At 67.2% G+C, this 24,299-nt stretch carries 26 protein-coding genes; 7 read left to right on the top strand and 19 right to left on the bottom strand.

What is annotated here, in order from left to right; all coding sequences use genetic code 11:
- Positions 1-4: 4 nt before the first annotated feature.
- Genes GSH16_RS13500 through GSH16_RS13485 form a run of 4 tightly spaced genes read right to left on the bottom strand, consistent with a single transcriptional unit; the run spans position 5 to position 3,903 of the window.
- Positions 5-976 (bottom strand): metallophosphoesterase family protein, encoded by a 972-nt coding sequence (locus tag GSH16_RS13500; protein WP_160855986.1) that lies wholly within the window; start codon positions 974-976, stop codon positions 5-7.
- Entirely contained in the window at positions 948-2,384 is a 1,437-nt protein-coding gene (locus GSH16_RS13495; protein WP_160855984.1) for a hypothetical protein, read from the bottom strand. Before GSH16_RS13495 ends, GSH16_RS13500 begins: the two co-directional genes overlap by 29 nt.
- 8 nt (positions 2,385-2,392) lie before the next feature.
- Positions 2,393-3,052 carry a protein-tyrosine phosphatase family protein gene (locus tag GSH16_RS13490; protein WP_160855982.1) on the bottom strand — a complete coding sequence of 220 codons (660 nt, stop codon included), beginning with the start codon at positions 3,050-3,052 and terminating at the stop codon, positions 2,393-2,395.
- A 59-nt stretch (positions 3,053-3,111) separates the two neighbouring features.
- Positions 3,112-3,903, bottom strand: coding sequence for a hypothetical protein (locus GSH16_RS13485; RefSeq protein ID WP_160855980.1), 792 nt, complete (start codon positions 3,901-3,903; stop codon positions 3,112-3,114).
- Positions 3,904-4,108: 205 nt separating this feature from the next.
- Here GSH16_RS13485 and GSH16_RS13480 point away from each other — a divergent pair, with 205 nt between their 5' ends.
- Complete coding sequence (locus GSH16_RS13480) at positions 4,109-6,025, top strand: DUF3604 domain-containing protein (RefSeq protein ID WP_235913221.1); 1,917 nt, start codon at positions 4,109-4,111, stop codon at positions 6,023-6,025.
- A gap of 61 nt (positions 6,026-6,086) precedes the next feature.
- Here the strand turns inward: GSH16_RS13480 and GSH16_RS13475 are convergent, their stop codons facing one another.
- The 11 genes from GSH16_RS13475 to GSH16_RS13430 form a co-directional block, all read right to left on the bottom strand.
- Positions 6,087-6,902, bottom strand: a complete 816-nt coding sequence (locus tag GSH16_RS13475) for an extracellular solute-binding protein (RefSeq protein ID WP_160855978.1) — start codon at positions 6,900-6,902, stop codon at positions 6,087-6,089.
- 27 nt (positions 6,903-6,929) lie between these two features.
- The gene (locus GSH16_RS13470) at positions 6,930-7,709 is read right to left on the bottom strand and encodes an ATP-binding cassette domain-containing protein (protein ID WP_160855976.1); all 780 of its coding nucleotides are present in this window, start codon (positions 7,707-7,709) and stop codon (positions 6,930-6,932) included.
- A complete protein-coding gene (locus GSH16_RS13465) occupies positions 7,702-8,415 on the bottom strand; it encodes an ABC transporter permease (protein ID WP_160855974.1) in 714 nt (237 codons plus the stop codon). Before GSH16_RS13465 ends, GSH16_RS13470 begins: the two co-directional genes overlap by 8 nt.
- A 9-nt stretch (positions 8,416-8,424) precedes the next feature.
- On the bottom strand, positions 8,425-8,550 hold the full coding sequence (locus tag GSH16_RS16030) for a hypothetical protein (protein WP_268893978.1): 126 nt from the start codon (positions 8,548-8,550) through the stop codon (positions 8,425-8,427).
- A 10-nt stretch (positions 8,551-8,560) separates the two neighbouring features.
- A complete protein-coding gene (locus GSH16_RS13460; RefSeq protein ID WP_160855972.1) occupies positions 8,561-9,790 on the bottom strand; it encodes a formate dehydrogenase subunit gamma in 1,230 nt (409 codons plus the stop codon).
- A 126-nt stretch (positions 9,791-9,916) separates the two neighbouring features.
- On the bottom strand, positions 9,917-10,510 hold the full coding sequence (fdh3B, locus tag GSH16_RS13455) for a formate dehydrogenase FDH3 subunit beta (protein ID WP_160855970.1): 594 nt from the start codon (positions 10,508-10,510) through the stop codon (positions 9,917-9,919).
- A gap of 14 nt (positions 10,511-10,524) precedes the next feature.
- The gene (locus tag GSH16_RS13450) at positions 10,525-13,512 is read right to left on the bottom strand and encodes a formate dehydrogenase subunit alpha (protein ID WP_160855968.1); all 2,988 of its coding nucleotides are present in this window, start codon (positions 13,510-13,512) and stop codon (positions 10,525-10,527) included.
- Positions 13,513-13,644: 132 nt separating this feature from the next.
- Positions 13,645-13,836, bottom strand: a complete 192-nt coding sequence (locus GSH16_RS13445) for a twin-arginine translocation pathway signal protein (protein WP_160855966.1) — start codon at positions 13,834-13,836, stop codon at positions 13,645-13,647.
- A 55-nt stretch (positions 13,837-13,891) separates the two neighbouring features.
- Positions 13,892-14,509 carry a TorD/DmsD family molecular chaperone gene (locus tag GSH16_RS13440; RefSeq protein ID WP_160855964.1) on the bottom strand — a complete coding sequence of 206 codons (618 nt, stop codon included), beginning with the start codon at positions 14,507-14,509 and terminating at the stop codon, positions 13,892-13,894.
- Between the two features lie 121 nt (positions 14,510-14,630).
- Positions 14,631-15,257, bottom strand: a complete 627-nt coding sequence (locus GSH16_RS13435) for a DUF3306 domain-containing protein (protein ID WP_160855962.1) — start codon at positions 15,255-15,257, stop codon at positions 14,631-14,633.
- Complete coding sequence (locus GSH16_RS13430; RefSeq protein WP_235913220.1) at positions 15,254-15,850, bottom strand: DUF3305 domain-containing protein; 597 nt, start codon at positions 15,848-15,850, stop codon at positions 15,254-15,256. The genes GSH16_RS13435 and GSH16_RS13430 overlap by 4 nt, the downstream gene beginning before the upstream one ends.
- 98 nt (positions 15,851-15,948) lie before the next feature.
- Between GSH16_RS13430 and GSH16_RS13425 the strand changes: the two genes are divergently transcribed.
- Positions 15,949-17,955 carry a 4Fe-4S binding protein gene (locus GSH16_RS13425; protein WP_160855960.1) on the top strand — a complete coding sequence of 669 codons (2,007 nt, stop codon included), beginning with the start codon at positions 15,949-15,951 and terminating at the stop codon, positions 17,953-17,955.
- On the opposite strand, the gene GSH16_RS13420 is transcribed toward GSH16_RS13425, so the two are convergent.
- Entirely contained in the window at positions 17,952-18,734 is a 783-nt protein-coding gene (locus tag GSH16_RS13420) for a cytochrome c (protein ID WP_160855958.1), read from the bottom strand. The genes GSH16_RS13425 and GSH16_RS13420 overlap by 4 nt on opposite strands.
- A gap of 112 nt (positions 18,735-18,846) precedes the next feature.
- On the opposite strand from GSH16_RS13420, the gene GSH16_RS13415 reads away from it, so the two are divergent.
- The 5 genes from GSH16_RS13415 to GSH16_RS13395 all read left to right on the top strand — a co-directional run bounded on the left by GSH16_RS13415 (position 18,847) and on the right by GSH16_RS13395 (position 21,766).
- Positions 18,847-19,056, top strand: a complete 210-nt coding sequence (locus GSH16_RS13415) for a DUF6494 family protein (RefSeq protein ID WP_160855956.1) — start codon at positions 18,847-18,849, stop codon at positions 19,054-19,056.
- Positions 19,053-20,123 (top strand): Mrp/NBP35 family ATP-binding protein, encoded by a 1,071-nt coding sequence (locus GSH16_RS13410; protein ID WP_160855954.1) that lies wholly within the window; start codon positions 19,053-19,055, stop codon positions 20,121-20,123. Before GSH16_RS13415 ends, GSH16_RS13410 begins: the two co-directional genes overlap by 4 nt.
- 1 nt (position 20,124) lies before the next feature.
- Entirely contained in the window at positions 20,125-20,910 is a 786-nt protein-coding gene (locus GSH16_RS13405; protein WP_160855952.1) for a biotin/lipoate--protein ligase family protein, read from the top strand.
- Entirely contained in the window at positions 20,910-21,386 is a 477-nt protein-coding gene (locus GSH16_RS13400; RefSeq protein ID WP_160855950.1) for a DUF6505 family protein, read from the top strand. The genes GSH16_RS13405 and GSH16_RS13400 overlap by 1 nt, the downstream gene beginning before the upstream one ends.
- An 86-nt stretch (positions 21,387-21,472) precedes the next feature.
- A complete protein-coding gene (locus GSH16_RS13395) occupies positions 21,473-21,766 on the top strand; it encodes a hypothetical protein (protein WP_160855948.1) in 294 nt (97 codons plus the stop codon).
- Between the two features lie 15 nt (positions 21,767-21,781).
- Here the strand turns inward: GSH16_RS13395 and GSH16_RS13390 are convergent, their stop codons facing one another.
- The 3 genes from GSH16_RS13390 to GSH16_RS13380 are packed head-to-tail and all read right to left on the bottom strand — an operon-like array spanning position 21,782 to position 24,272.
- Positions 21,782-22,429 carry a nucleoside/nucleotide kinase family protein gene (locus GSH16_RS13390; RefSeq protein ID WP_235913218.1) on the bottom strand — a complete coding sequence of 216 codons (648 nt, stop codon included), beginning with the start codon at positions 22,427-22,429 and terminating at the stop codon, positions 21,782-21,784.
- Entirely contained in the window at positions 22,426-23,208 is a 783-nt protein-coding gene (locus tag GSH16_RS13385; protein ID WP_160855946.1) for an ATP-binding cassette domain-containing protein, read from the bottom strand. The genes GSH16_RS13390 and GSH16_RS13385 overlap by 4 nt, the downstream gene beginning before the upstream one ends.
- Entirely contained in the window at positions 23,205-24,272 is a 1,068-nt protein-coding gene (locus GSH16_RS13380; RefSeq protein WP_160855944.1) for an ABC transporter permease, read from the bottom strand. Before GSH16_RS13380 ends, GSH16_RS13385 begins: the two co-directional genes overlap by 4 nt.
- Between the last annotated feature and the right edge of the window lie 27 nt (positions 24,273-24,299).

The following is a 24,299-nucleotide window of genomic DNA, read 5'->3' as shown; positions in this document are numbered from 1 at the left end:
TGTCCTATTGAACAGGTGCAAGATCGCGGCGGATGACACGGCCAAGCGGGCCGGATATGGCCTTGGGCAGGGTCGTGATGTCGAGCGCGCGGCGGTAGTCGGGCGGCAGCAGGGCCTCCGTCGTGACGCTGCCATCGGCGGCAATTTCCATCCATGTAAACCCGTGCGGGCTGCGCGACCCGGTGCCGACAAGCGGCCGCGGACCGCCACCAAGGCAGGCCTGACTGACATAGCCGACACCGTCCTTCCAGCCCGGGAAATAGGCGTGATGGTGACCGCTCAGATGGACCGACAGGTCGCGGGTCTGGAAGAGCGATTCCAGAAGCGGATCGCCGATGATCTCCCGCTCGCGGCCGATCGCGAACGGGTGGAGCGGGATGTGGCTGAAGGCAATGCGGGCACGCGCCGGCGCGGCAAGCGCGGTATCGAGCCAGCGCATCTCGTCGCCGGACAGTTTGCCGACGGTTGTCGCGTCGAGCGAGACGAAGATCACGTCGCGGAAGCGGAAGCCGTAGACGAACGGATAGTTGCCGCCGGGCAGATAGTCGAGCGCGGGCTTGCGGGCCCGCCATTCCTGCGCATAGCGCTCGCGTTCGGCGCGGAAAGCGGGATAGCCGGACGCATCGTGATTGCCCGCCGTGACGGCAAAGGGAATGCCGGCTTTGGCGAGCGGATCGCTCACGTGGCGGTGGAACGCGGCCCACATCTCGGCCACGCGGGAGGCTGACAACGTAGGCGTGCGTTGCCCCGCCACCATGTCGCCGGTCGAGAGCACCAGATCGGGCTTCAATTCAATGATCCGCGCAATGGCGGCATCCACCCGGTCGGAATAGGTGACCGATCCGTAGGAGCCGTTCAGGTCGGACACGACGGCAATGCGCAAACTCTGGGCGCGGACCGGTCCGGCGATCAGGACGACCGCCAGCACCAGCAACAGGACGGCGGCCTCAAGGCGCCGCGCAATCGAGCGATACATCTGCCCCCTCCCCGCTCAGCGCAAACCCGTCCGGGTCCAGATCGAACCGCAATTGCCCGGCGTCACACGCATCCTGCAGGATGCCGCGCGCGAGGGCCGTGTTCTTTACCACCTGCGTGACCTGCGCTTCGGTCAAGCCAAAGCTCGACGACAGCCAGCCAAAGACCGGACCGCCCGATTGCAGGTCCGTATCGAGAGCGATCAGCCGCCGGTAAAGGTTGGGCGGAAAGTGGCGCATCTTTTCCAGCATCTGGGTCGATTTCGCGAAATTGGCATAGGGCAGCTTGCCGCCGGCATCATTGTCATTGAGCCGCGTATGCCGGATCAGCATCGCACCGTCGGGCACGTCACCATCGCCGGGGCTGTGATGTTTGGCCTTCTTCGATTTCAACTCGCCGGCTTCGACCCAGTGATAATAGGGCTCGAAGTCGATATTCCCGATCCGGTCCTGCTGGCTGAAAATGAAATCGAGCAGCACGATCTCCGTCAGGTCCTGCATCCAGCGCGCGATCTGGTAGCGCGGCACATCCGCTGCCAGATCCTTGGCGATGAGCGGGTCACGCCGCCCGGCCGCAATGCCCGCCTCGATCGCCTCGGCCAGCGGCGCATTCGCGCGCAGCGCAAGGAAGGCCGGCGTCTCCTGAAAGTCGCGGTTCTGCCCCTTGCCCCAGCCCGAGGCCCGGGTGCCGTTCAGTTGTGGCCCGTAGCGGTGGCCCGGACTGTCGAGAAGCGCGCCGTAGATCTGGCTCCGGTCGGCCGTGAACAACTCATCCGTCGGACTGTAGCTTTCCGGTCGCTCGTCCGCGGCAACGAGCAGCGCCCACCCTTCATGGTTCATCCGCGCATGGCCGCCGGTCAGCGCCAGCCCCATCCGTGCCACCTGATCGAGATGAGCCTGCCGGTCCATGCTGCGCCAGACCGCCACCGGCACCTTGGCCTGCATGTCGAAATAGCGCGAGAAATGGTAGTAGAGGAGCGAACTGGTGGAGAAGGTCGCGCTGGTGCCGCGCCCGTTCATCGTCGGCTTGAACTTGGCGATCCGGTCCGCGGCCAGATCCTTGGCGGCCTTTCCTTCCTTGCAGGCCTCGCGCATGAACCCGTCCCTGTCGCCGGTATAGGGCCCCTCGCTCAGATCATAGAGGGCCATGCCCGGGGACGTTGACCAAGTCTTCGGGCAAAGCGCGATCCCGGCGGCATAGAAATCAATGGCGCAATAGGCGGCCTCGGCCTCCAGATCCTTGTCAGAATAGGCCCCGCCCGGCGCCGGCGTGATGCGCACACAGCGTTCCGCCACACCCGCGGGCGAGGTGAAGCCTGTCTCGATGCCGGTGACCGCATCGCTCGCCTGCACGGGCAGTCCGAACAGCGGCAAGAGGAAGACGATTGCCAGTTTCCGGCTCAGGGGCATACGCCGCTTCATTTCGGGCAGATCGCGGCTTGCTCCGCCGCACTGATCGTCAGCGCCGGATCGACCGAGAAATTGGCGAATTTCGCGTCGATCCACTTGTCGCAGCCGCCCGAACAGGGGGCCTTGTTGCGGGCCTCGTTCCAATATTGCTTGGCGCGGTCCTCCGACCAGCCGCAGAATTGCACAAGCGCCATGGCCGAAAGCGCGCCCGAGGAATGGACGCCCCACATACAATGGACGAGCACCGGACCCTGCGAAGGGTTCTTGATCGCGGCATGGACGGCCTTCATCACGGACGCCGGTCGGCTCGACCGGGCGGCCGCGTAATCGAGCGACCCGCCACCGCATTGCGTGGTGCCATAGTCCGTGTTCTTGCCGAAATCGGCATAAAAGGCCTTCGACATGCCGGCATTGCACAGCCCCTCGCGCTGCGATTGCGACAGGCCGGTGCGCCCCTTGTCACCGCCCTTGAAGCCGGCGCGGTAGAGCACGCCGGATAGGACCGGGCGGAAGAAGGACAGCCCGTCGGCCGCGTCGGACCCGCCGCGGCGCATCATCTCGGATGCGCTCGGCCCGCCCGACCGCGCGGTCAGATCCTCGGCCAGACCCGGTGCTGGACCCGCCGTCAGGGCGGCCATCATCACAAGAGCCAATACAGAGTGTCGCATGCACGTCTCCCTTCCCTTGCAGTCAAAATGTCCGGCCGCCACCCGTGACGGCCCTTTGCTCAGTCGGCCAGATGCCAGACCCGTTCATCCGGCACAGACGGGCCGAGACCGGCCCGCAGCGCATCCAGAATGTCACCCCGTGTGACCTGGCTCGGTGCGGAGAACAGAATCCGCATATGCGGCTTGTAGCCGCCATGTTTCTCCCCGACATGCCGCCAGCCGGCCGTATCGACCACCGATCTTGCGGCTTCCGCCGCAGCGTCCAGCCCGGCGAAATCGGGTGCGATCAATTCTATCACATGGACCCGTGTGCGGTTGATGAACCAGATCACCACCCAGGCCGACAGGGTGGTCATCACCGCGACGACCGGCAGTTCCAGCCCGATGCACAGGCCGACGACCGTCACGACGATACACTCACCCGTTCGCGCCGAAGAGCCGAGGTCGGTCCGGAAGCGCATCAGCCCGCCGATCCCGAAGACGATGAAGCCGATGATCGATCCGTGCGTGACGACCAGAAACCCGATCACCATGCCCACCAGCGCGTAGAGGAACTGGGTGCGCGGGATCTCGGCCTCCTCGACCGTGTTGCGCAGGTGGCGCAGCGACGGGTGGAAAGCGATGAGCGCCGTCAGGCCGAAGCCGATCACCACGTCCCGCAGAAAGCCCAGCATCGTGCTGGGTGACATGAGCGCGGCATAACCGCCGCCGAAACCGGTATCCGTCAGCGGGCGCCCCGACGGCTCGACCCCCGGCACGAGCGGGGATTGCGCGAACACGGCACCGGCCGTTGCAACGACCATGACGCCGAGCGCCCATCCGATCCGACCTGCCTGTCCCGCGTGCACCATCCGCCCCGGCTCTGTCCGTTTGCCTATTGCCAAATGCTGCGTTGGGCGCGCGCGCAAGTCAATTGCCGATGCCGCAGGGCCGCCCCCAAAGGCACGCGGGCAAAGAGAATTTCGGGAATCGCTGCACCGCGTGCTACCGTGTCGGCGCAAGGAAAATTCCATGTCGCCGCCACCGTCCGGACCGGGGCCAAAAGGAGTCAATGCCATGCCGACCCATTCCAGCCTTTCTGCCTGTCTTGCCGCCAGCGCCAGCCTGCTGGCACTGGCCGCAGCGCCCCTGTCCGCTCAGGACATGACCCCCTCGCCCGAGGAGGTGAATGCCGCCATGGCGCAGGACGGCTTCTCACCCTATGCCGGGCGCAGCTTTCCAACCCAGCCCTTTTTCGGCGACACGCATCTGCACACGATGACGTCGGTCGATGCCGGCACCATGACACGGCTGACGCAGGAACAGGCGTTCCGCTTCTCCCGCGGGGAGGAGGTGACGACGACACACGGGCTGCGGGCGAAACTCTCCCGGCCGCTCGATTTCGTCGTGATGACCGACCATTCGGAAATGTACGGGCTGATGCCGCAACTGCTGAGCGGCAATCCCGACATTATCGGAACCGATACCGGCCGCCGCTGGTACGAGGCGCTCACAAGCGGCGACGATCAGGTGGTCTTCGACACGGCGATGGAGATCGTGGCTTCCCTGTCGGGCGACGAGATCCCGATCGACAGTCCCAAGGCCATCCGCCACGCATGGCAGGACTATACCGCGCTTGCCGACCATTTTAACGAGCCGGGCCGCTTCACCGCGATCATCGGCTATGAATGGACGTCGGCCGGGGGCGACAATATCCACCGCAACGTGCTCTTCCGCGGTGACGCGTCGGTCGCCAACCGCACGGTGCCCTTCTCCCAATTCGACAGCAAGAACCCCGAGGACCTCTGGGCGGCGCTGGCGGCCTTCGAGGAGGCCAACAACAGCGATGTCATGGCGATCCCGCACAATGGCAACCTGTCGAACGGGCGGATGTTCAACCTCTCCAATTTCGACGGCTCGCCGCTGACGCCCGAGATGGCGGAGATGCGCGCCCGCTTCGAACCCGTGGTCGAGGCCACGCAGATCAAGGGCGACGGAGAGGCGCACCCGTTCCTTTCCCCCGATGACGAATTTGCCGATTTCGATACGTGGGACGCGTCGAACCTGAACGGCACCGAGGTCAAAACCGAGGATATGCTCCAGTACGAATATACGCGCGAGGCGCTGAAGAACGGGCTGAAGATCGAGAGCGAGCTCGGCACAAACCCGTTCAAGTTCGGCCAGATCGGATCGACCGATGCCCATACCGGGCTCGCCGCCGTGCAGGAGGATAATTTCTTCGGCAAGCATTCCGGTGTGGAGCCGGAGCCGAACCGCTGGAAACATCTGGTGATCGAAGCGCCCGATCCGGAACTATCGATCTATGGCTGGCAGCAGGCGAGCGGCGGCTATGCGGCCGTCTGGGCGACCGAGAACACGCGCGAGGCGATCTTCGACGCCTTTGCCCGGCGGGAGGTCTATGCCACCACCGGCACGCGGATGACGCTGCGCTTCTTCGGCGGCTGGGATTTCACCCCGGCCGATGCGGAAACCCGCCTGCCGGCGAAAGTCGGCTACGGCAAGGGCGTGCCGATGGGCGCGGACCTGCCGCTGCGCGACGGGGACGGGGCGCCGACCTTCCTGCTTGCCGCCGCCAAGGACCCCTATAGCGGCAATCTCGACCGGTTGCAGGTGGTCAAGGGCTGGCTGAATGCGGACGGCACGACCGGCGAGAAGGTCTATGACGTGATCTGGAGCGGCGACCGCGAACCCGGCGCCGACGGCAAGCTGCCCGATGTGGGCAACACGGTCGATGTGGCGAGCGCCACATGGACCAACTCGATCGGATCGCCGGAACTGGTCGGCTACTGGCAGGATCCGGATTTCGACCCGGCGCTCAAGGCCTTCTACTATGTGCGTGCGATCGAGATCCCGACGCCCCGCTGGACGGCCTATGAAGCCCTGCGCTTCGGCGTGACGATGGACCCCGAGGTGCCGATGGTCACGACCGAGCGGGCCTATAGCTCGCCGATCTGGTACACGCCCGAAGGCTGACGCCGGACGAGACAGGACGGAGGGCGCGGGCCGGCGGGTTCCGCGCTCTCTCCGTGTCAGGTCAGGACGGCCCAGCCGAGGGAAAGAAGACCTGCGCGCCATCGACGCGGAAATCGGCAATGGCCGCCTGACCTTCGGGGCCGGTCAGCCAGTCGATGAACGCCTGTCCGGCTTCGGCGTCCACATGCGGGTGGCGCGCGGGGTTCACAAGGATCACGCCATAGGGATTGTGCAGCCGCGGATCGCCCTCCACCAGAATGGTGTGGCCGCCCTTGTTGCCAAACGCGGCCCAGGTGGCACGGTCGGTCAGGACATAGGCGTCGAGCCCGACACCTGTGTTGAGCGTCGCGCCCATGCCGGACCCGGTCTCGCGGTACCAGCCGCCCGATGCGGCGGCCACGTCGACGCCCGTATCCGCCCAGAGCGCAAGTTCCGCCAGATGGGTGCCCGAACGGTCCCCGCGGGACGCAAACGGCGCATCGGCTGCAGCGATGGCGGCAAGGGCCGCGACCGCATCCGCGCCGCCCGCAATGCCCGCCGGGTCATCCTGCGGGCCGACAAGCACGAAATCATTGAACATCACGTCATGGCGCGCCACGCCCCAGCCGGCCGCCACAAACGCCTCCTCTGCCGCGCGCGCATGGACGAGCAGCACATCCCCGTCGCCCCGCTCGGCATTGCGGATCGCCTGCCCCGTGCCGACGGCGACCACCCGCACTTCGATCCCTGTCGCGGCCTCGAATGCCGGCAGGATCGCGTCGAGCAGGCCGGAATTCTGCGTCGAGGTCGTCGATTGCAGAAGGATATGCCGCTCGCCGGCCAGCGCGGGCGCCATGGCGGCCAGCCAACCGGCAAGGAACAGGAAAATCATGCGCATGCGAGTCCTCCGGCTCAGGGCTTCCTGTCAGACCAGAAGGTCCCCCGACAGGAAGTCCCGCGCCGCGGCGGACCGGGCGTCGGAGAGGAACCTGTCGACCGGACTCTGTTCGGCCATCTGCCCACGATGGAGGAAGACCACATCCTCGGCAAGGCGGCGCACCTGCCCGGGATCATGGGTGACGAGCACGATCTTGGTGCCCTGCGCGCTGGCGCGGCGCAGCAGGTCCTCGATCGCCTGTGTCGCGGCTGGATCGAGGCTCGATGTCGGCTCGTCGAGAAAGAGAATATCGGGCGCGGTGGCGAGCGCGCGCATGACCGCGAGCCGCTGCTGTTCACCGCCCGAAAGCGTTGTCGCCAGTTGCCCCGCCTTGCCGCTCAGGTCGCCCTCGGCCAGCAGCGCGTCGAGCCGGTCCCGTCGGGCGGCGCGCGGCAGGCCCGCGCGACGGAGCCCGAACCGGACATTGGCCGCCACCGAGCGCCGCAACAGGACGGGCCGCTGGAACACCATCGCCTGCCGGCGCCGCGTGGCGGGCCCGAGCGGCTGGCCGCCGGCACGCACCTCGCCTTGTGTTGGCTGGATCAGCCCGTGGAACAGACGCAGAAGCAGGCTCTTGCCCGCCCCGTTCGGTCCCATGATGACCGTCGGCCCGCCGGGATGGATCGCCAGATCGGGAATGTTGAGCAGCACTTTGCCGTCGATCGAATAGCCCAGATGCCGCGCGACGAGCGGCAGGGTGCGGCCGCGTGCGCGGGGCGCGAGCGCACGCGCATCGCCGCCGGTGAAACTCTGGCCGGTGTCACGCATGGGCCGGCACCCCGCTGCGGGCCCGTGCGCCGAGGACGCCCACGAGCGCGTTGATCGCAATAGCCATGGTGATGAGCACCGTGCCGAGCGCCAGTGCCAGCGTGAGGTTGCCCTTCGAGGTCTCGAGCGCGATCGCGGTTGTCATGACCCGCGTGACATGGTTGATGTTCCCGCCCACGATGATGACCGCGCCCACTTCGGCAATGGCGCGTCCGAACCCGGCCAGCACCACGGTCATCAGGCTCGTCCGCCCCTCCCACAGGAGGGTCGGTATCCGCGCGAGCGGGCGCAGGCCGAAACTGTCGAGCTGTTCGGCCAGATCCGTGTGCAGATCGGCGATCACCTGCCGCGACAGGGCCGCCACGATCGGTGTGACGAGCACGACCTGTGCAATGATCATCGCCGCCGGCGTGTAAAGCAGGTCGAAAATCCCGAACGGGCCTGAGGCCGACAGCATCAGATAGACGGCCAGACCGACGACCACCGGCGGCAGGCCCATCATGGCACTGACGATGGTGATGACGGTGCGGCGGCCCGGGAATCGCCCGACCGCCAGCGCCGCGCCGAGCGGCAGGCCGATCAGCGTGGCAATGGCGAGCGCCGTGAGCGAGACCCGCAGCGACAGAAGGATGATCGCCCAGAGATCCGCATCGCCCGACAGGATCAGCCAGAGCGCCTGCCCCAGCGTTTCGCCAAAGCCCGTCATGCCACCCCCTCAGTCAAGGCGCACATTCTCCGACGCGAGCACATCGGCCGACGAAAAGCCCGACTGGCCGAGCAGCGCCCAGGCCAGTAGCCCGATGCCGAAACTGGCCACGGTTGCCAGAAGGATGATCTTCATCGCCGCCCCCTCATGCCTGCGGCGCCGGGTCGGGCGCGGCGGGGTCATTGGCGGGCGGCGCCGGCGGGTCGGCCTTGCGCGCCATCACCTCCTCCACCCAGAGCGCGTGATGGTCCCGCGCCCAGTTCAGGTCCACATCCCCGTCACCCATCGCCTCGAACGCGCCCTCCATCCCGACAGAGCCGATATAGATATGCGCGATGATGATGGCCATCATCAGGAAACCGACAATCGCGTGCCAGAGCTGCGCATATTGCATTTCCTCCTGCGCGGACATCTGCTCGGGCAGCGTGTCGAGCCCCATCAGTTGCGGCAGCCCGGTCCAGTTGAGGCTGGCAAAGGTCTTGGCAAAGAGCGGCATTTCGAACGGGAAGATCAGCGACAGGCCGGAGACCGAGACAGAGGCGCCGAGCAGGATCACCGCCCAGAAAACGAGCTTCTGGCCCGCATTGAATTTCTTCGCAGGCACATGGTTGCCGGTCAGCAGCCCGCCACCGCGCAGGAGCCATTTCAGGTCACCGCGCGCCGGCAGGTTATGCCCGACCCAGAAGATGAAGATGATCACCAGCCCCGCCATGAACGCCCATGAGACATTGTTGTGGATCCATTTCGACCCGATCGCCAGCGTCGAATAGGCATCCTTGCCGAGGAACGGGATCAGCCCGTTGCGCCCGAAGATCGAGAAGAGACCCGTGAAGGCGAGCAGCAGGAAGGAGGAGGCGAGCAGCCAGTGGCCGAACCGTTCCAGATCGGTGAAGCGCAGGATCGTCTGGCCGGACCGGCCGCCATGGATCTTGATCCGCCCGAAAATGATCCGGATGAGGGCAAGAAACACGATCAGTCCGAGCAGCAACCAGCCGCCATAATCCGCGATGGTGCGGCGCGCCTGCAGCCACCACATGCCGCCATCCTGCATGATGACCCTTGCGGTCGGCCCGCCCGCCGAGACGGACACATCGGCCGTGCCGAACCGCAGCGCCTGCCACAGGTCGCTGTCGGATGCCGCGCCGCGCGTGCCGAGCGGCAGCCCGTCTGGGGCCGGCATTGCGGTGCTCAGGTCGCGGGCCGACCGTGCGGCCCCCTCGCCGTTCTGGCGGGCGAGGATATCCTCCAGCGTTTGCGATCCGGCTTCCGCCGGTGCCTCGGGCGGCCGGACGGACTGGGCCGACCCCGCGGTCCCGAGCGTCAGGACAAGGAGCAGGCAAAGGAGGATCGGCGTCACGCAGCGGCTCAGCGCCATGTCAGGTCTCCCATGTGAGGGCGTCGGGCGACGCGGGCGGTGCGCGCCGCGCGGATGGCGGTCGGAAAGGCGACCGGCACCCGACCTGACCGGCAGCGCGGCAGGCCGGGCGAACCGTGCAGGCTCTCATCCGCCTTTCTGATCGTAGGCCGTGCCCCAGCCCCATGCGCCGGAGCCGAAGCCGCGGGCCACGACCCGCTCGCGGTAGATGGCCGACACATCGTCGCCATCGCCGGCCAGAAGCGCCTTGGTCGCGCACATTTCCGCACAGATCGGCAATTTGCCCTCCGCGATCCGGTTGCGACCGTATTTCTGGAACTCCGCCTGGCTCATATCCTCTTCCGGGCCGCCGGCGCAGAAGGTGCATTTGTCCATCTTGCCGCGGCTGCCGAAATTGCCCGCCTGAGGGAATTGCGGCGCGCCGAAGGGGCAAGCGTAGAAACAGTAGCCACACCCGATGCACAGATCCTTGGAGTGCAGCACGATCCCGTCATCGGTCTGGTAGAAACAGTCGACCGGGCAGACCGCCATGCAGGGCGCATCGGAACAATGCATGCAGGCGACCGAGATCGACCGCTCGCCCGGCTTGCCGTCATTGATCGTCACGACCCGGCGGCGGTTGATGCCCCACGGCACCTCATGCTCGTTCTTGCAGGCGGTCACGCAGGCGTTGCATTCGATGCAGCGTTCCGCGTCACAGAGGAATTTTGCTCTGGCCATTGTTCATTCCTCCCTTATGCGACCGAAATCTTGCACAGCGTGGCCTTGGTTTCCTGCATCTGCGTGACGCTGTCATACCCATAGGTCTGTGCGGTGTTGGTGGATTCGCCGAGCACGTACGGGTCGGCACCTTTGGGATATTTGTCCCGCCGGTCCTCTCCCTGCCAGTAACCGCCGAAGTGGAAGGGCATGAAGGCCACGCCCGGGGCCACGCGTTCGGTCAGCATCGCCATCACCCGGACGCGCCCGCCCTCGGGCCCTTCGACCCAGACATCGGCACCATCGCGGATGCCGAGATTGTTGGCGTCGCGCGGATTGACCTCCACGAACATGTCCTGCTGCAATTCCGCGAGCCACGGGTTCGACCGAGTCTCGTCGCCGCCGCCCTCATATTCCACGAGCCGTCCGGAGGTGAGGATGATCGGATAATCTTCCGAGAAATCCTTCTCCTGGATCGAGGCATAATAGGTCGGCACGCGCCAGAATTTCTTGTCCGCATAGGTCGGATAATCGGCGACCAGATCGCGGCGGTTGGAATAGAGCGGCTCGCGATGGATGGGCACCGGATCGGGGAAGGTCCAGACCACCGTGCGGGCCTTGGCGTTGCCATAGGGCGCGCAGCCATGCTTGATCGCGACCCGCTGGATGCCGCCCGACAGGTCGGTCTTCCAGTTCACGCCGCCGACCTTGTCATTATAGTCGGACGGCAGGTCGCCCTGCTGCGAGGTCTCGCCCACCTCCTCCTCGCCGGCCTCCGGCCGCTGGTCGGAATAGCCCGAGACATATTCGATCATCTTGCGCTCATAAGGCGTCAGGTCGCTGTCCCAGCCAAGCTGGGTCAGCATCGCCATGGTGAACTCGGGATAGCCGTCCTGAATCTCGGACCCGACCGGATAGACCCCTTCGGCCAGCAGGTTCTCCCCGTCGCGCTCCACGCCGAAGCGGGCGCGGAAGCCCATGCCGCCCTCGGCCACCGGGACCGAGATATCATAGAGGTTCGGCGATCCGGGGTGGTTCATCTCCGGATTGCCCCAGCTTGGCCATGGCAGGCCGTAATAGTCGCCATCCGCCGGCCCGCCATTGGCGCGCAGGGTCGTCCGGTCGAACGTGTGCTGGTTTTCCATGTGCATCTTCAGCCGCTCGGGCGACTGGCCGGTATAGCCGATTGTCCACATGCCGCGGTTGAACTCGCGGGTGATATCCTCGACCACCGGTTCGTCGCCCTCGATCGCGATGTTGCGGAACATCCGGTCGGTGAAACCGAACTTGTCGGCAAAGAGCTTCATGATCGTATGGTCGGGCTTGCACTCGAAGAGCGGGGCGACGATCTCGTCGCGCCACTGCAGCGACCGGTTGGAAGCCGTGACGGAGCCGCGGGTCTCGAACTGGGTCGCGGCGGGCAGAAGGTAGACCCCGTCGGTCCGGTCCTGCATCACGGCGGTGACGGTCGGATAGGGATCGATCACCACCAGCAGGTCGAGCTTCTCCATCGCCGTCTTCATTTCCGGCAGTCGGGTCTGCGAGTTGGGCGCATGGCCCCAGAAGATCATCGCACGCGTATTGTCGGGCTGGTCGATATTCTCCTTCGCCTCCAACACACCGTCGATCCAGCGGCTGACGGGGATGCCGGTCTCGTTCATCATCATCCGGTCCTTGCCGTCGGCACCGGCGCCTTCCATGACCGAGAACCGGCCCTTGAGCCAGTCGAGCTCTTCCTGCCAGACCCGCGCCCAATGGGCCCAGGACCCGTCCGATAGGCCGTAATAGCCCGGCAGCGTATCGGCGAGGACGCCGAGGTCGGTCGCGCCTTGCACATTGTCATGGCCGCGGAAGATGTTGGTGCCGCCGCCGGCACGCCCCATGTTCCCGAGCGCCAGCTGCAGCACGCAATAGGCGCGGGTGTTGTTGTTGCCGTTCGTGTGCTGGGTGCCGCCCATGCACCAGATGACCGTGCCGGGCCGGTTGTTGACGAGCGTGCGGGCGACACGCTGCAACTGGCTGCCGGGCACGCCGGTGACACGCTCGACCTCGTCGGGTGTCCAGGCGGCCACCTCGTCGCGGATCTGGTCCATGCCCCATGTGCGGGTGCGGATGAATTCCTTGTCTTCCCAGCCGTTCTGGAAAATATGCCACAGGATGCCCCAGACGAGCGCCACATCTGTGCCCGGGCGGAACCGGACGAACTCGTCTGCATGGGCGGCCGTGCGGGTAAAGCGCGGGTCGCAGACGATGAGCGGCGCGTTGTTTTCCTCCTTCGACTTCAGCACATGCAGAAGCGACACGGGATGCGCCTCGGCCGGATTGCCGCCGATGATGAAGATCGCCTTGGAATTGTGGATATCGTTGTAGCTGTTGGTCATGGCGCCGTAGCCCCATGTGTTGGCCACCCCGGCCACCGTCGTCGAATGGCAGATCCGCGCCTGATGGTCGATATTGTTGGTGCCCCAATAGGCGGCGAACTTGCGCAGCAGATAGGCCTGTTCGTTGCTGTGCTTGGCCGAGCCCAGCCAATAGACACTGTCCGGTCCGCTCTCGTCGCGGATCGCCATCATCTGGTCGCCGATCTCGTTGATCGCCTCTTCCCAGCTGACACGCGTCCACTCGCCGTTCACGAGCTTGGTGGGGTATTTCAGCCGCCGCTCGCCATGCGCATGTTCGCGCACCGACGCGCCTTTGGCGCAATGCGCCCCGAGGTTGAAGGGGCTGTCCCAGCCCGGCTCCTGCCCGACCCAGACCCCGTTCGACACTTCCGCGAGCACCGTGCAGCCGACCGAGCAATGCGTGCAGACCGACTTGACCGTCTGCACCGCCGATTGCGTGGCCTCCTGCGCGCTGGCGCGACTGACCATGCCGCCCGTGGCCCCGAATGCCGCGAGCCCGCCAACGGCAAGGCCCGATCCGCGCAGGAAACTGCGCCGGTCTACCGATGTCCGGGCGATCTGGCCCAACGTCGAGCGCCGCGATGCGGGTCCGGACGTTCCGTCGGTTCTCTTTCTCAGCATTCTAACCTCCCTGGCATGGCCGCTTCGGGGCCGGACCGCCTATGGCCGTCTCTGCTGCGGCTGGCGGCTCTGTCACCGGGCGCGATGGCAAACCGCGCCCTGTTTTTGCATGGCCCTTCCGGGCCGCGCGGCTCAGAACCGCGCGCTGTCGAGATAGGCTTTCACATGCGGCGTCAGCCGCAGCCCGCTCGTGGGCTGCTCCTCGGCCGCTGCCGCCGGATCGACGCCCGCCGCCGTGGCCAGAAGCGCCGCCGGCGCGGCCGTGCTCGTCAGGCGCAGGAACGCGCGCCGGTCCTCGCGGTCGGGTTTGTCAGTCTGATCCATGCGTCACATCCTCCGTCTGGGCCGCTACTGGCCGGACCGGAACGGGACCGGTCGGTCAGGCGGCGCTGTCGCCCGTCATGCGGAACGCCTGTGCATCGATATCGGTGAACAGGCGTCCGATCGTTCCGACGGGGGCGTAGAACCAGGCCCCGTCGGCCTTTTCGAGGTCGGCAAAGAAATGCCCCGCCCAGGGGGCGAGATGCCGGAAATAGAAATCTTTCTGCCGCCCGAGCGGCGCCGGTGCGCCGAAGCGGCCCCGGATCAGCCCGGCCATCATCTCGCACAGGCTGGCAATATTGTCCTCGGGCTCGAACACGCTGTCGGCACGGCGCATCGACAGCGCCACCATGTCCTGCCGCAGCACCGCAAGCGGCTTTTCGTTCAGAAACCCGGTCATGTAGAAACTGGCATAGGGCAGCAATTCACCCCGGCCGATGCCGATGAAGAGCCGGTTGAACTCGCGCTCCACCGCCTTGGGCGTGGTTTCCGCCGCGCGGGCGGCGAGCTCTGCGACGGCGGCTCCGAGGTCGGTGTGATCGCCGGACAGGGACTGGCAAGTGCGCAGGGTTTCGCGGGTCGCGGGCCGCGCGAGCAGCACGCCGAGCAGGTCGTACAGGTCCGCCCGCAGGGCGTCCTCGACATCAATGTCGCGATGGTCGGCCACGTCAGTCAACAGGTCCTCCCGAACGGGACGGGTCGGGTCGGTCAGATCAGGACACGCCCTTCCCTTTGGTCAAGCATCCTGAAACAGATTCCATTTTCTGACAAGTCACATGAATGGCAGCGGCTCTGCCCTAGTTGCCGTCCGCGTCATCTTCGGCCCCTGCGACAGGTGTGAAGCGCATCCGCGGACCGGTGGCGCGCCGCGCTGTTACGGGCGAGGCGTCGGCGTCCGGCTCCGGCGCAGCAGGTGAATGCTCCACCTCCGGCACATCCGCTTCGGATGCCTCTTCAGGGTCGTCCGGCGGGTCCTCCTCGGGCCTCGGTCCGGTGGTGTCGTCCAGAAACCCCTTCCCGATCCGGTAGGCGGATTTCAGAACGCCGTCGCTGACACCGGTCTGAGTAAAATCCCCGTCATAATCGTTCAGCCCGTCGAGATTGGCGAGCACCGGCTGCGACCGCCAGAGACTGCGATAGGCCCGCTGGCGCAACAGAAGCGGCACATTGGCCGACAGGAATTTCTGCAAACTCGCGCCGTCGCGGACGGTCTCGGGCGCGGGCAGGTCCAATGCCTGAAGCAGATCGGCTTCCGACTGTCCGTCAGGCCATGCCGCCGGGTCGGCCGCCGCGGTGTCCGCCACGCTTTCAGGTGCCGCAAGGTCCGTGGATGCATCCTCGCTGTCGCGCGCCTCCGGCGCGGCGCGTTTGCGGCGCGACCAGCGGGCGGCGAACCCCTCGGACCCGTCAGGGCGGCGGCTCATCCCGCCCCCGGCTTGCGGGCTGCGGGCGGGCGGTAGATATCGGCTGCCTGCCGGATCCGCGGATCGCCGATCCCGTCCGGTCCAGCGGGCGTGCGGTGGTCGCGGCGCTTGCGTTTCACGAACGGGTCCTCACGGTGATGCGTCGCGACAAAGGCCCGGATCCAGTCTTCCAGTGCAGGCGGCAGCGGCACACGCTCGACCAGATCCTCCCCGTTGTCGGCATAGTCCTGCGCCTCGTAGGCCGAGGCGGTCACGCTGACCAGTTCAGGAAGTTCCCCCGAAGGCTGCCCGCCTGCGTGCCGCAGGATCACGAAAAGTGCCGGCGGCTTGCCGTTGAGCGCGGTCAGATAGGCTTCGGTATCGGTGCGGAACAGGTCGAGCCGCGCGGTGCCCGCATGCAGCGTGACCGTGCCGTCCGCGGCTTCCGGCGTCACGACCTTGCCGCGCCCGGGGCCGGCACCGGGCAGGATCGCGGCAACCGACCAGGACCAGGCCGACCAGCGCGTCACGCCCGGCCGGCGGGTCATGATGACCCCGACAGGCAGGCTCTGGCGGCGGGCGGTCGGGTCGGCAGCGTCGGTCGGATCGGCCATCTTTACGGGTCCGGTTGCGGCGACTAGTGTCGCGGTTGGGGCCCGAGTATGAGCGGGCCGGCGCGCGCTTGTCAAAGCCGCAACCGGGGAGGAGTGCCATGGCGCGACCGATCCTGCTCTGCGATTGCAGCGGCAGCCAGAAGCTCGACCGCGACCGGCTGGCGGACGCAACCGGGCTGTGCTGTTCGCGCATCCATTCCGCCCTATGCACGACAGAGATCGACCGCGCGGAAGCGGCGATGGTGGCGGCCAGCGAAGCGGGCGAAGAGTTGATGGTCGCCTGCGCGCAGGAAGCCCGCCGCTTCTCCGATCTTGCTGGCGATCTCGGCCTGCCGGACCCTGTCTTCGTCGATCTGCGCGACCGCGCCGGCTGGACGGCTGACGCGGCGGGCACGGTTCCGAAAATGGCCGCACTCATCGCCGAAGCGCAGGTTCCCGCCCCGCCCGACCGGACGGTGGAGGTGCAATCCGCGGGTCTCTGCCTGATCATCGGACCGGGCGACGCCGTCGCCCCGGTGGCGGCCTGGCTGGCCGAGCATCTGGCGGTGACCTGCCTCATGACCGATGACGGGGACGTGCTGCCGCCTGCCCACCGCACGGTCGAGATGCACCGGGGCGCGGTGCGTTCCGCCACCGGATCGCTCGGCGGTTTTTTCCTGACCGTATCGGGGTTCCGCGCGGGCGACCCGTCCGGTCGCGGGCCGATGCGGTTCGATGCTGACCCCGCCACCGTGTCGACGGAGTGCGACATCATCTTCGATCTGACCGGCGGACCACCGCTCTTCCCCGCTCATGAGAAACGGGACGGATACCTGCGCGCCGATCCGGCGCGACCGGCCGAGATCTGGGCCGCGGCCGCCGAGGCCGCGACGCTCAAAGGCACGTTCGACAAGACGCTGCATGTCGAACTGGACCCGCTCATCTGCGCCCATGAGCGCGCGGGCCAGACCGGATGCACCCGTTGCCTCAGCCTCTGCCCGACCGGCGCGATCCGTCCCGATGGCGATGCGGTGGCAATCGATCCGGGCATTTGCGCGGGCTGCGGCGCCTGCGCGGTGGCCTGCCCGTCCGGCGCTGTCAGCTATGCCGCGCCGCCGGTGGACCATCTCTTCGCACGCCTCTCGGCCCTTGTCGGCGCCGCGCGGGAGGCGGGCCTCGACCGCCCGCGGCTCCTTGTCCATGACGCAGGCGACGGGCGCGACTGGATCGCGCTCTGCGCCCGCATGGGCGACGGGCTGCCCGCTGACCTCTTGCCCTTCGCGGTCGAGAAACTGGGCCTGTTCGGCCATGCGGAAGCCGCACTTGCCGCAGCACTCGGCTGCGCGCGGATCGACTTGCTCGACACCGGACGCGGCTGGCCCGACCATCTGGTGGCCGAGCTTGACCTGGCCCGCGCCATCATCGGTGACGCGGTGCCGGTCGCGCGGATAGCGCCGCCCGATCCGGTGGCGCTGCCGGATCATCTCGGCACCGCCCCCGACGCAACAGGCCCTGCCCCGCAACCGGTTCTGGCGCTGGGTGACCGCCGGTCGGTCACGCGGCTGGCCGCGCAGGGCCTGCATGCGGACGGGGCCGTGCTGCCGCTGCCCCAAGGTGCGCCCTATGGCGCGGTGCTGGTGGACAGGGACGCCTGCACGCTCTGCCTTGCCTGCGCCTCTCTCTGCCCGTCGGCGGCGCTCAGCGACAATCCCGACCGGCCCGAATTGCGGTTTCAGGAAGCGGCCTGCCTGCAATGCGGGATCTGCGCGGCGGCCTGCCCGGAACAGGCGATCACGCTGGAGCCGCGCCTTGCCACCGGTGCAGACGCGCTCGGCCACGCGGTCCTGCACGGGGAAGACCCCGCGGAATGTATCGAATGCGGGCGCGCCTTCGGCGTGCAGAGCACCATCGACCGGATCGTGGCCAAGCTTGAAGGCGCCCATCCGATGTTCGCCAAAAGCGATCAGGCGCGGCTCATCCGCATGTGCGACGATTGCCGTGTCACGGCTCAGGCCCATAGCGACCTGCAACCGTTCGCGAGCGCCCCGCGCCCGCGCATCCGCACCACCGAAGATGACCTGCGCGAGCGCGACGCCGCAAAGGGGCCGCCGCCGAAGCTTCACTAGCGCGGGCTGATCTCGGCGCCCAGATCTGCCGGTGCAATCGTGGATGCAAAGGCGGTGATTGCCTGCACCTCTGGCGGGGTCAGCTCGACCGGTGCCACATGCGGCGGCCGGTGGGCCGGAAACGGGCGGGTGATGCCCTCCACTTGCGTGAAACTCGGATGCGGATTTAGCTCCCAGAAGCGCGCAAACCGGTCCCGCCAGTCGGCAAATGTGCGCAGCGCCGCGAAAGAGGGGGTCGAGCCGATCCCCGCGAACCGGTTGGCCGCGCTCACCACATGGCAGCGGCCGCAATGAAAGAGCGCGAGCCGTTCGCCCTCCACCGCATCGCCCGCGACCTCCGCCACCGGCGCGGCGGCTGGCGCGCGCCCGACGAGTGCCAGTTCCCCACCGGCAAATCCGGTCAGTGCCGCCTGGCCCGAGGGTCCGGTCAACCAGTCGCGGAACCGTGCCGCATCCGCCGTCGCGGGAAGATCCGGCGCGATGGCAAGCCCGAAGGTCCGCCCGTCCGCGTCGCGGAACAGGGGCACGATATCGGATGACGCCCCGTCCGCCACCCGCAGGGCCGCCTGATCCGGTGCTGCCACAGGTTGACCGTCATCGGGGCGGAGGGTGACACGTGTGTTCATCTTCAGCCCGAAGCGCGGCGCCAGATGGGCGCCGAGGCCGGCCTCCGCCAGTTCGGGCGCAAGAAACAGGACCAACACACGCTCTTGCGCGCCCGTCCCCCCGGCCTGCGACCAGAGGATCAACACCAGCATCAGTTTCGCGACGATCCGCATCGGCCCTCCCTGGGACGCAGCCCTTGCCCTCGCGCCCGGTTTACCACAGATATGTCGGGACAGCGGCGTCGTGCCCAGCACAAGGCCGCAACCGAACCAACGGGAGCCAGCGATGAGCGAAGAGTTCAACATGTCGATGCGCAAGTTTCTCAAACAGGTGGGGGTGACCTCGCAGCGCGAGATCGAGAGCGCCGTTGATGCCGCGCGCGCTGGCGGCGCACTCGGCGCCGGGCCGCTGAAGGCCCGCATGGTCCTGACGATCGAGGAGATCGGACTGGAACATGTGGTCGAGGGCGAAATCCAGACCGGAGGCGATGCGTGAGCCTGACCCGGGAAGATGTGCTCGCCGCACTCCGCACCATTTCCGACCCGGCCACGGGCAAGTCGATCATCGAAGCGGATCTGGTCCGCGCGCTGACGGTCGAGGATGGCCGCGTCCGGTTCGTCATCGAGGTGGCGGCCGAACAGGGCAAGGCGATGGAACCGGTCCGACTCGCCGCGGTGGAAGCCGTGGAGAAACTCGCCGGCAGCGGCAATGTCTCTGCGCTGCTGACCGCCCATGCCGCGCCCAAGGCACCGCCGGACCTGAAGGTCGGGCGGCATCCGACACCGCAGGCCGGACCGCAAAAGGTTGCGGGCGTGAACCGGATCATCGCGGTGGCCTCGGGCAAGGGCGGGGTCGGCAAGTCGACCGTCTCGGCAAACCTTGCCGTGGCGCTCGCTGCCGAAGGCAAGCGTGTCGGGCTGCTCGATGCCGATGTTTACGGCCCCTCGCAGCCCCGCATGCTGGGCATTTCCGGTCGCCCGGCCTCCCCCGATGGCAAGACGATCCTGCCCCTGCGCAACCATGGCGTGACGCTCATGTCGATCGGCCTGATGGTCAAGGAGGACGAGGCGGTCGTCTGGCGCGGGCCGATGCTGATGGGCGCGTTGCAGCAGATGCTCGGACAAGTGCAATGGGGCCAGCTCGACGTGCTGATCGTCGATCTGCCGCCCGGCACCGGCGACGTGCAGATGACCCTGTCCCAGAAGGCCGAGGTCACCGGCGCCATCGTCGTCTCCACCCCGCAGGACATCGCGCTTCTGGACGCGCGCAAGGCGCTCAACATGTTCGACAAGATGAACGTGCCGGTGCTCGGCATGATCGAGAACATGTCCTCCTACACCTGCCCGAATTGCGGTCATGAGGCACATATTTTCGGCCATGGCGGCGCGAAGGCGGATGCCGAACGGCTGGACCTGCCGTTCCTCGGTGAAATCCCGCTCGACCTCGACATCCGTCTGGCCTCCGACGGGGGCGCGCCGATCACCGTGTCGAAACCCGACGGGCCGCAGGCGGGTGCCTTCCGGACCATTGCCCGCAAGCTGATCGACGGGGGCATCATCTGAGATGGACATGCGCGGGCGCGGCGGTGCGGGACTGGGCGGCAGGCTCGACCTGCCCCCGCTTCTGCGCGATGCGCCCGCGGATGGCGATCCGGTGGCACAGGCCGTACGGGCCGCCCGCGACGGAACCGAGGCCGGTCTCATCTGCCACAGGCTCTCGCCCGCGCGCCTGCAGGCGGCTCTGGTGCTCGTGCCCGAAACCACGCTCGATGCGGCCGCCGCGATGCTGCCGCTGGGACAGGTGGCGCTGGCCGAAGCCATCGGCCAGCTCGGACCGTCCGAACTCGCGGTGCAACTTGGTTGGGCCGGCGGCATCCATGTCAACGGCGCGGCCTGCGGACGGCTGGCGCTCCTGTCCGACAGTGACGATCCGGCCGCCGAGCCACTCTGGCTGGTGCTCGCCCTCGACCTGCCGCTGGCCCCCTCGCCCGGCGGGCCGGAACCGGGCGCGGCGCCCGAGGTGACGACCCTGTCGGCCGAAGGCGCGCCGCTCGATGCGCGCGCGCTTCTTGAAGCTTGGGCCCGGCACGTGCTTGTGTGGATCCATCTCTGGTCGGAGGACGGAATGAAAGCCCTGCACGAGACATGGCGCAGCCGCGCCTGGCCCGGCGACATGCCGGACGCGGAGACCGACCGCCCTGCCGGTCTGCCGCCGCATTTTCCCGACGGCACGCCCGTGAGCGGCAAGCTCACCGGTCATGATGCGGGGCTAGGCCTCTTGCTGCGACAGGATGACGGGCGCCACCTGTCGCTGCCCCTCTGCGCACTCGTGGAAAGGCCCGCCCCCTGATGCTGCTGGCCCGCACGATCCATTTCGACATATCCGACCGCAACGTCTATGCGCGGCCCGCAGAAAGCGGTGAATGGGCCGTGTCCGGCGGGTTCGAGTTCTCCAACTGGACCGAGGCCGACCTGCAGGGCCAGGCACGGCAGGCCTTCGCCCATGGCTGGCTGGGGCTGGACAGTTTCGGACGCGCCTCGCTCGTGGCCGTCGCCCCGGTGACGGATGCCGAGCGCGGTGCGATCATCTCCCGTCTGGCCGACCATTTCCGCACCATCTACGGCGCCCCCGACATGGAGGCGGCGACCGCGGCAGCGGAAGAGGAACTGGCTTTCATGGCGGAGCTTTGCGCCGACCAGCCGCCCAATGCGGTGCTTGCCGTCCAGCGGAGCCTGACGGAAGCCGGTGTCCGCGAGCAGTTCCGCGCCACCGAACCGGGCGCTGCCCAACTGGAAGATGTGGCGCGGCACGGCCATCTGGACTGACCCGGCCCCGGCGCCTTGCGTGGAAAACCTTGATCGGTCAGGCCTTTGCTGGAAAACTGCGCGCATCCACCAGAAGGAGGCTACCCATGTCGATCAAACGTGCCTGCCCGTCCCTCGCCCTTGCCGCATCGCTGCTCGCCGGTCCGGTGGCCGCCGAGTCCATGCTCCTTTCGGTCTCTCCGATCCCCGACGGGGCGGAGGAGCGGTTCTGCTATTACGGTGGTCTGGCCTATTCGGAATCGGCCTATGTGCTCCTTGAAGGGTCGAGCACGGTGACAACCTCCATCGAAGATCGCCAGCAGCGGCTTCTGGAATGTGTCCGCGATGATGAGGGCAAGCTTGTCTGGGTCGGTCGCGCCAACATCCAGATGGGGCGCTGAGGTCTCGGACCGTCCCTAAACGCCCCGCACGGTCAGGTCCGCGGGGGCGGAACCGTCGATCACCGTGCGGGCGTTGGGCAGGTCATTGCCCTCCGCCCGTGCCTGTGCCGCATCGGGCGCCAGACCGTGCGCGGCCCAGCGCGCCAGAAGGCGCTGGCGCAGGACCGGAACCGGCACCGACACCATCACGCTGAAATCCCACAGGTCCGCGAGCGCGCTCCAGGGCCGCGCCCGCAACAGAAGGTAGTTGCCTTCCACCAGCACCAGACGGGTCGCCTCCGTCACCTCGGCTGCCGCTGCCCGAGACAGGTCGGCGGCGCGGTCGAAGGTCGGATAGGCGACGCGCGGCTCGGCCTTCAGGCGCCGGACCAGATGGACGAAGCCCGCCGCATCGAACGTGTCAGGCGCGCCTTTCCGGCCGATCAGCCCGTGCCGTTCGAGGAGCGCATTGTCATAGTGGAACCCGTCCATCGGCACGACCGCGACCGCGTCGCCGAGTTGCGCCCCGAGCCGTGCCGCAAGTGTCGACTTGCCGCTGCCCGGTGCGCCCGCAATGGCGACAATCGTCCGCTGCGCGCCCGCAGGCGGCATGGCGTCACGCAGCGCGGCCAGCCGTGCCGCAAGGCCAGACGGGTCCGCCCCCTGCGGTGCTTCGGCGCTCATGCTTCGGCCAGTTCGCCCGGCGGGGTCTTTGCACCGGTCATCAGCGCCACCGCATCCGACATGCTGTGCTCCTTGGGGTCGATCACGCAAAGCCGCCGCCCGAGCCTGTGGATATGCACCCGGTCGGCCACCTCGAAAACATGCGGCATATTGTGGGAAATGAGCACGATCGGCAGGCCGCGGTCGCGCACCTCAAGGATCAGTTCCAGCACCCGGCGGCTTTCCTTCACGCCGAGCGCGGCGGTGGGTTCGTCCATGATGACAACTTTCGACCCGAAAGCGGCAGCACGCGCGACGGCCACGCCCTGACGCTGGCCGCCCGACAGGGTTTCCACCGCCTGGTTGATGTTCTGGATCGTCATCAGGCCCAGATCGTTCAGTTTTTCGCGGGCGATCGCCTCCATCCTGCGGCGGTCCATGGCGCGGAAGAGTTTGCCCGAGATCCCGCTTTTGCGCAGTTCGCGGCCGAGGAACATATTGTCGGCGATGGACAGGGCGGGTGATAGCGCCAGCGTTTGGTAGACGGTTTCGATCCCGTGCTGGCGGGCTTGCATTGGGTTGGAGAAATGCACCGGCTTGCCGTCGAGAAGCACCTCGCCGCTATCGGGCTGCACGGCGCCTGACAGCGCCTTGATCATCGTCGACTTGCCCGCGCCATTGTCCCCGATCACGGCAAGGATCTCTCCGGGATAGAGTTCGAAATCCGCATGGTCGAGCGCCACCACGCGGCCGTAGCGTTTCACGAGGCCGCGGGCCTTCAGCACCGGTTGCACGCTCATACCGACACCCTCCGGATCCACTGGTCGAGCGCCACGGCAAGGATGATGAGGCAGCCGATGGCGAACAGTTCCCATTGCGGGTCCGCGCCCGCGAGCTTCAGGCCCGATGAAAAGACCCCGACGATCAGCGCCCCGAAGAGCGAACCGAGGATCGCCCCGCGCCCGCCGAAGAGCGAGGTGCCCCCGATCACCACCGCGGTGATCGAGTTGAGGTTGGCCTCGAAGAAACTCGACGGAGAGACCGACCCGACCCGCCCGATGGCGGCCCAGGCGGCGATCCCGCAGATCAGCCCGGCGACGATGTAGACCGACAGGAGCACACGCCCCGTCCGGATGCCCGCGAGATCAGCGGCCTCCCTGTCATCGCCCACGGCATAGACATGGCGCCCCCATGCGGTGCGGTTCAGGATGTACCAGAAGAGCGCGAAGATCCCGAGCATCAGGAAGACACCATAGGTGAAGACCGCGCCGCCAATGCTCACCCGCTCGCCGAAGAACTTCAGAAGCGGCGCGGCCGCGTCGATGTCCTGACTGCGGATCGATTGCGAGCCGGTGTAGAGATAGACAATCGCCAGAAAGATGCGCCATGTGCCGAGCGTCACGATGAAGGGCGGCAACTTGATCCGCGTGACCAGAAGCCCGTTGACCGCGCCGCAGCCCATGGCCACCAGAAGCCCGGCCACCACGGCCAGCCCCGTCGGCCAGCCATAGGTGACCGACATGTGCCCCATGATGACATAGCTCAGCACCATGATCGCCGCGACCGACAGGTCGATGCCCGCGGTCAGGATGATCAGCGTCTGTGCGCAGGCCAGAATGCCTACGATCGCCACCTGCTGCATGATGAGCGACAGGTTGAAGAGCGAGAAGAACCGCCCGCCGGCCACGAAGCCGAAGACGATGACGCTGAGCAGCAGGATGATGACCGGCACCATGGCCGGATTTCCGTGCAGAAAATGCTGGAGCCGCTGCAGCGGCGTATGGTGGCGATCCTCGAACGAGGCGACCTGGCCGTCGGCCGCGCCGAGATCGGATTCGTAATTGTCCTGGGACGCGGGTGGCATGCGCGCTCCTGTTTTTGGCGGTGGCGG

Source organism: Oceanomicrobium pacificus, assembly GCF_009833495.1.
Taxonomy (GTDB): Bacteria; Pseudomonadota; Alphaproteobacteria; order Rhodobacterales; family Rhodobacteraceae; genus Oceanomicrobium; species Oceanomicrobium pacificus.
This window is presented reverse-complemented; position numbering and strand designations above follow the sequence as displayed.

Bases quoted from the DNA above. Each gene is read 5' to 3' on its own strand.
- GSH16_RS13500 (WP_160855986.1), bottom strand. From the start codon at position 976: ATGTATCGCTCGATTGCGCGGCGCCTTGAGGCCGCCGTCCTGTTGCTG.
- GSH16_RS13495 (WP_160855984.1), bottom strand. From the start codon at position 2,384: ATGCCCCTGAGCCGGAAACTGGCAATCGTCTTCCTCTTGCCGCTGTTC.
- GSH16_RS13490 (WP_160855982.1), bottom strand. From the start codon at position 3,052: ATGCGACACTCTGTATTGGCTCTTGTGATGATGGCCGCCCTGACGGCG.
- GSH16_RS13485 (WP_160855980.1), bottom strand. From the start codon at position 3,903: ATGGTGCACGCGGGACAGGCAGGTCGGATCGGATGGGCGCTCGGCGTC.
- GSH16_RS13480 (WP_235913221.1), top strand. From the start codon at position 4,109: ATGCCGACCCATTCCAGCCTTTCTGCCTGTCTTGCCGCCAGCGCCAGC.
- GSH16_RS13475 (WP_160855978.1), bottom strand. From the start codon at position 6,902: ATGCGCATGATTTTCCTGTTCCTTGCCGGTTGGCTGGCCGCCATGGCG.
- GSH16_RS13470 (WP_160855976.1), bottom strand. From the start codon at position 7,709: ATGCGTGACACCGGCCAGAGTTTCACCGGCGGCGATGCGCGTGCGCTC.
- GSH16_RS13465 (WP_160855974.1), bottom strand. From the start codon at position 8,415: ATGACGGGCTTTGGCGAAACGCTGGGGCAGGCGCTCTGGCTGATCCTG.
- GSH16_RS16030 (WP_268893978.1), bottom strand. From the start codon at position 8,550: ATGAAGATCATCCTTCTGGCAACCGTGGCCAGTTTCGGCATCGGGCTA.
- GSH16_RS13460 (WP_160855972.1), bottom strand. From the start codon at position 9,790: ATGGCGCTGAGCCGCTGCGTGACGCCGATCCTCCTTTGCCTGCTCCTT.
- fdh3B (WP_160855970.1), bottom strand. From the start codon at position 10,510: ATGGCCAGAGCAAAATTCCTCTGTGACGCGGAACGCTGCATCGAATGC.
- GSH16_RS13450 (WP_160855968.1), bottom strand. From the start codon at position 13,512: ATGCTGAGAAAGAGAACCGACGGAACGTCCGGACCCGCATCGCGGCGC.
- GSH16_RS13445 (WP_160855966.1), bottom strand. From the start codon at position 13,836: ATGGATCAGACTGACAAACCCGACCGCGAGGACCGGCGCGCGTTCCTG.
- GSH16_RS13435 (WP_160855962.1), bottom strand. From the start codon at position 15,257: ATGAGCCGCCGCCCTGACGGGTCCGAGGGGTTCGCCGCCCGCTGGTCG.
- GSH16_RS13430 (WP_235913220.1), bottom strand. From the start codon at position 15,850: ATGGCCGATCCGACCGACGCTGCCGACCCGACCGCCCGCCGCCAGAGC.
- GSH16_RS13425 (WP_160855960.1), top strand. From the start codon at position 15,949: ATGGCGCGACCGATCCTGCTCTGCGATTGCAGCGGCAGCCAGAAGCTC.
- GSH16_RS13420 (WP_160855958.1), bottom strand. From the start codon at position 18,734: ATGCGGATCGTCGCGAAACTGATGCTGGTGTTGATCCTCTGGTCGCAG.
- GSH16_RS13415 (WP_160855956.1), top strand. From the start codon at position 18,847: ATGAGCGAAGAGTTCAACATGTCGATGCGCAAGTTTCTCAAACAGGTG.
- GSH16_RS13405 (WP_160855952.1), top strand. From the start codon at position 20,125: ATGGACATGCGCGGGCGCGGCGGTGCGGGACTGGGCGGCAGGCTCGAC.
- GSH16_RS13400 (WP_160855950.1), top strand. From the start codon at position 20,910: ATGCTGCTGGCCCGCACGATCCATTTCGACATATCCGACCGCAACGTC.
- GSH16_RS13395 (WP_160855948.1), top strand. From the start codon at position 21,473: ATGTCGATCAAACGTGCCTGCCCGTCCCTCGCCCTTGCCGCATCGCTG.
- GSH16_RS13390 (WP_235913218.1), bottom strand. From the start codon at position 22,429: ATGAGCGCCGAAGCACCGCAGGGGGCGGACCCGTCTGGCCTTGCGGCA.
- GSH16_RS13385 (WP_160855946.1), bottom strand. From the start codon at position 23,208: ATGAGCGTGCAACCGGTGCTGAAGGCCCGCGGCCTCGTGAAACGCTAC.
- GSH16_RS13380 (WP_160855944.1), bottom strand. From the start codon at position 24,272: ATGCCACCCGCGTCCCAGGACAATTACGAATCCGATCTCGGCGCGGCC.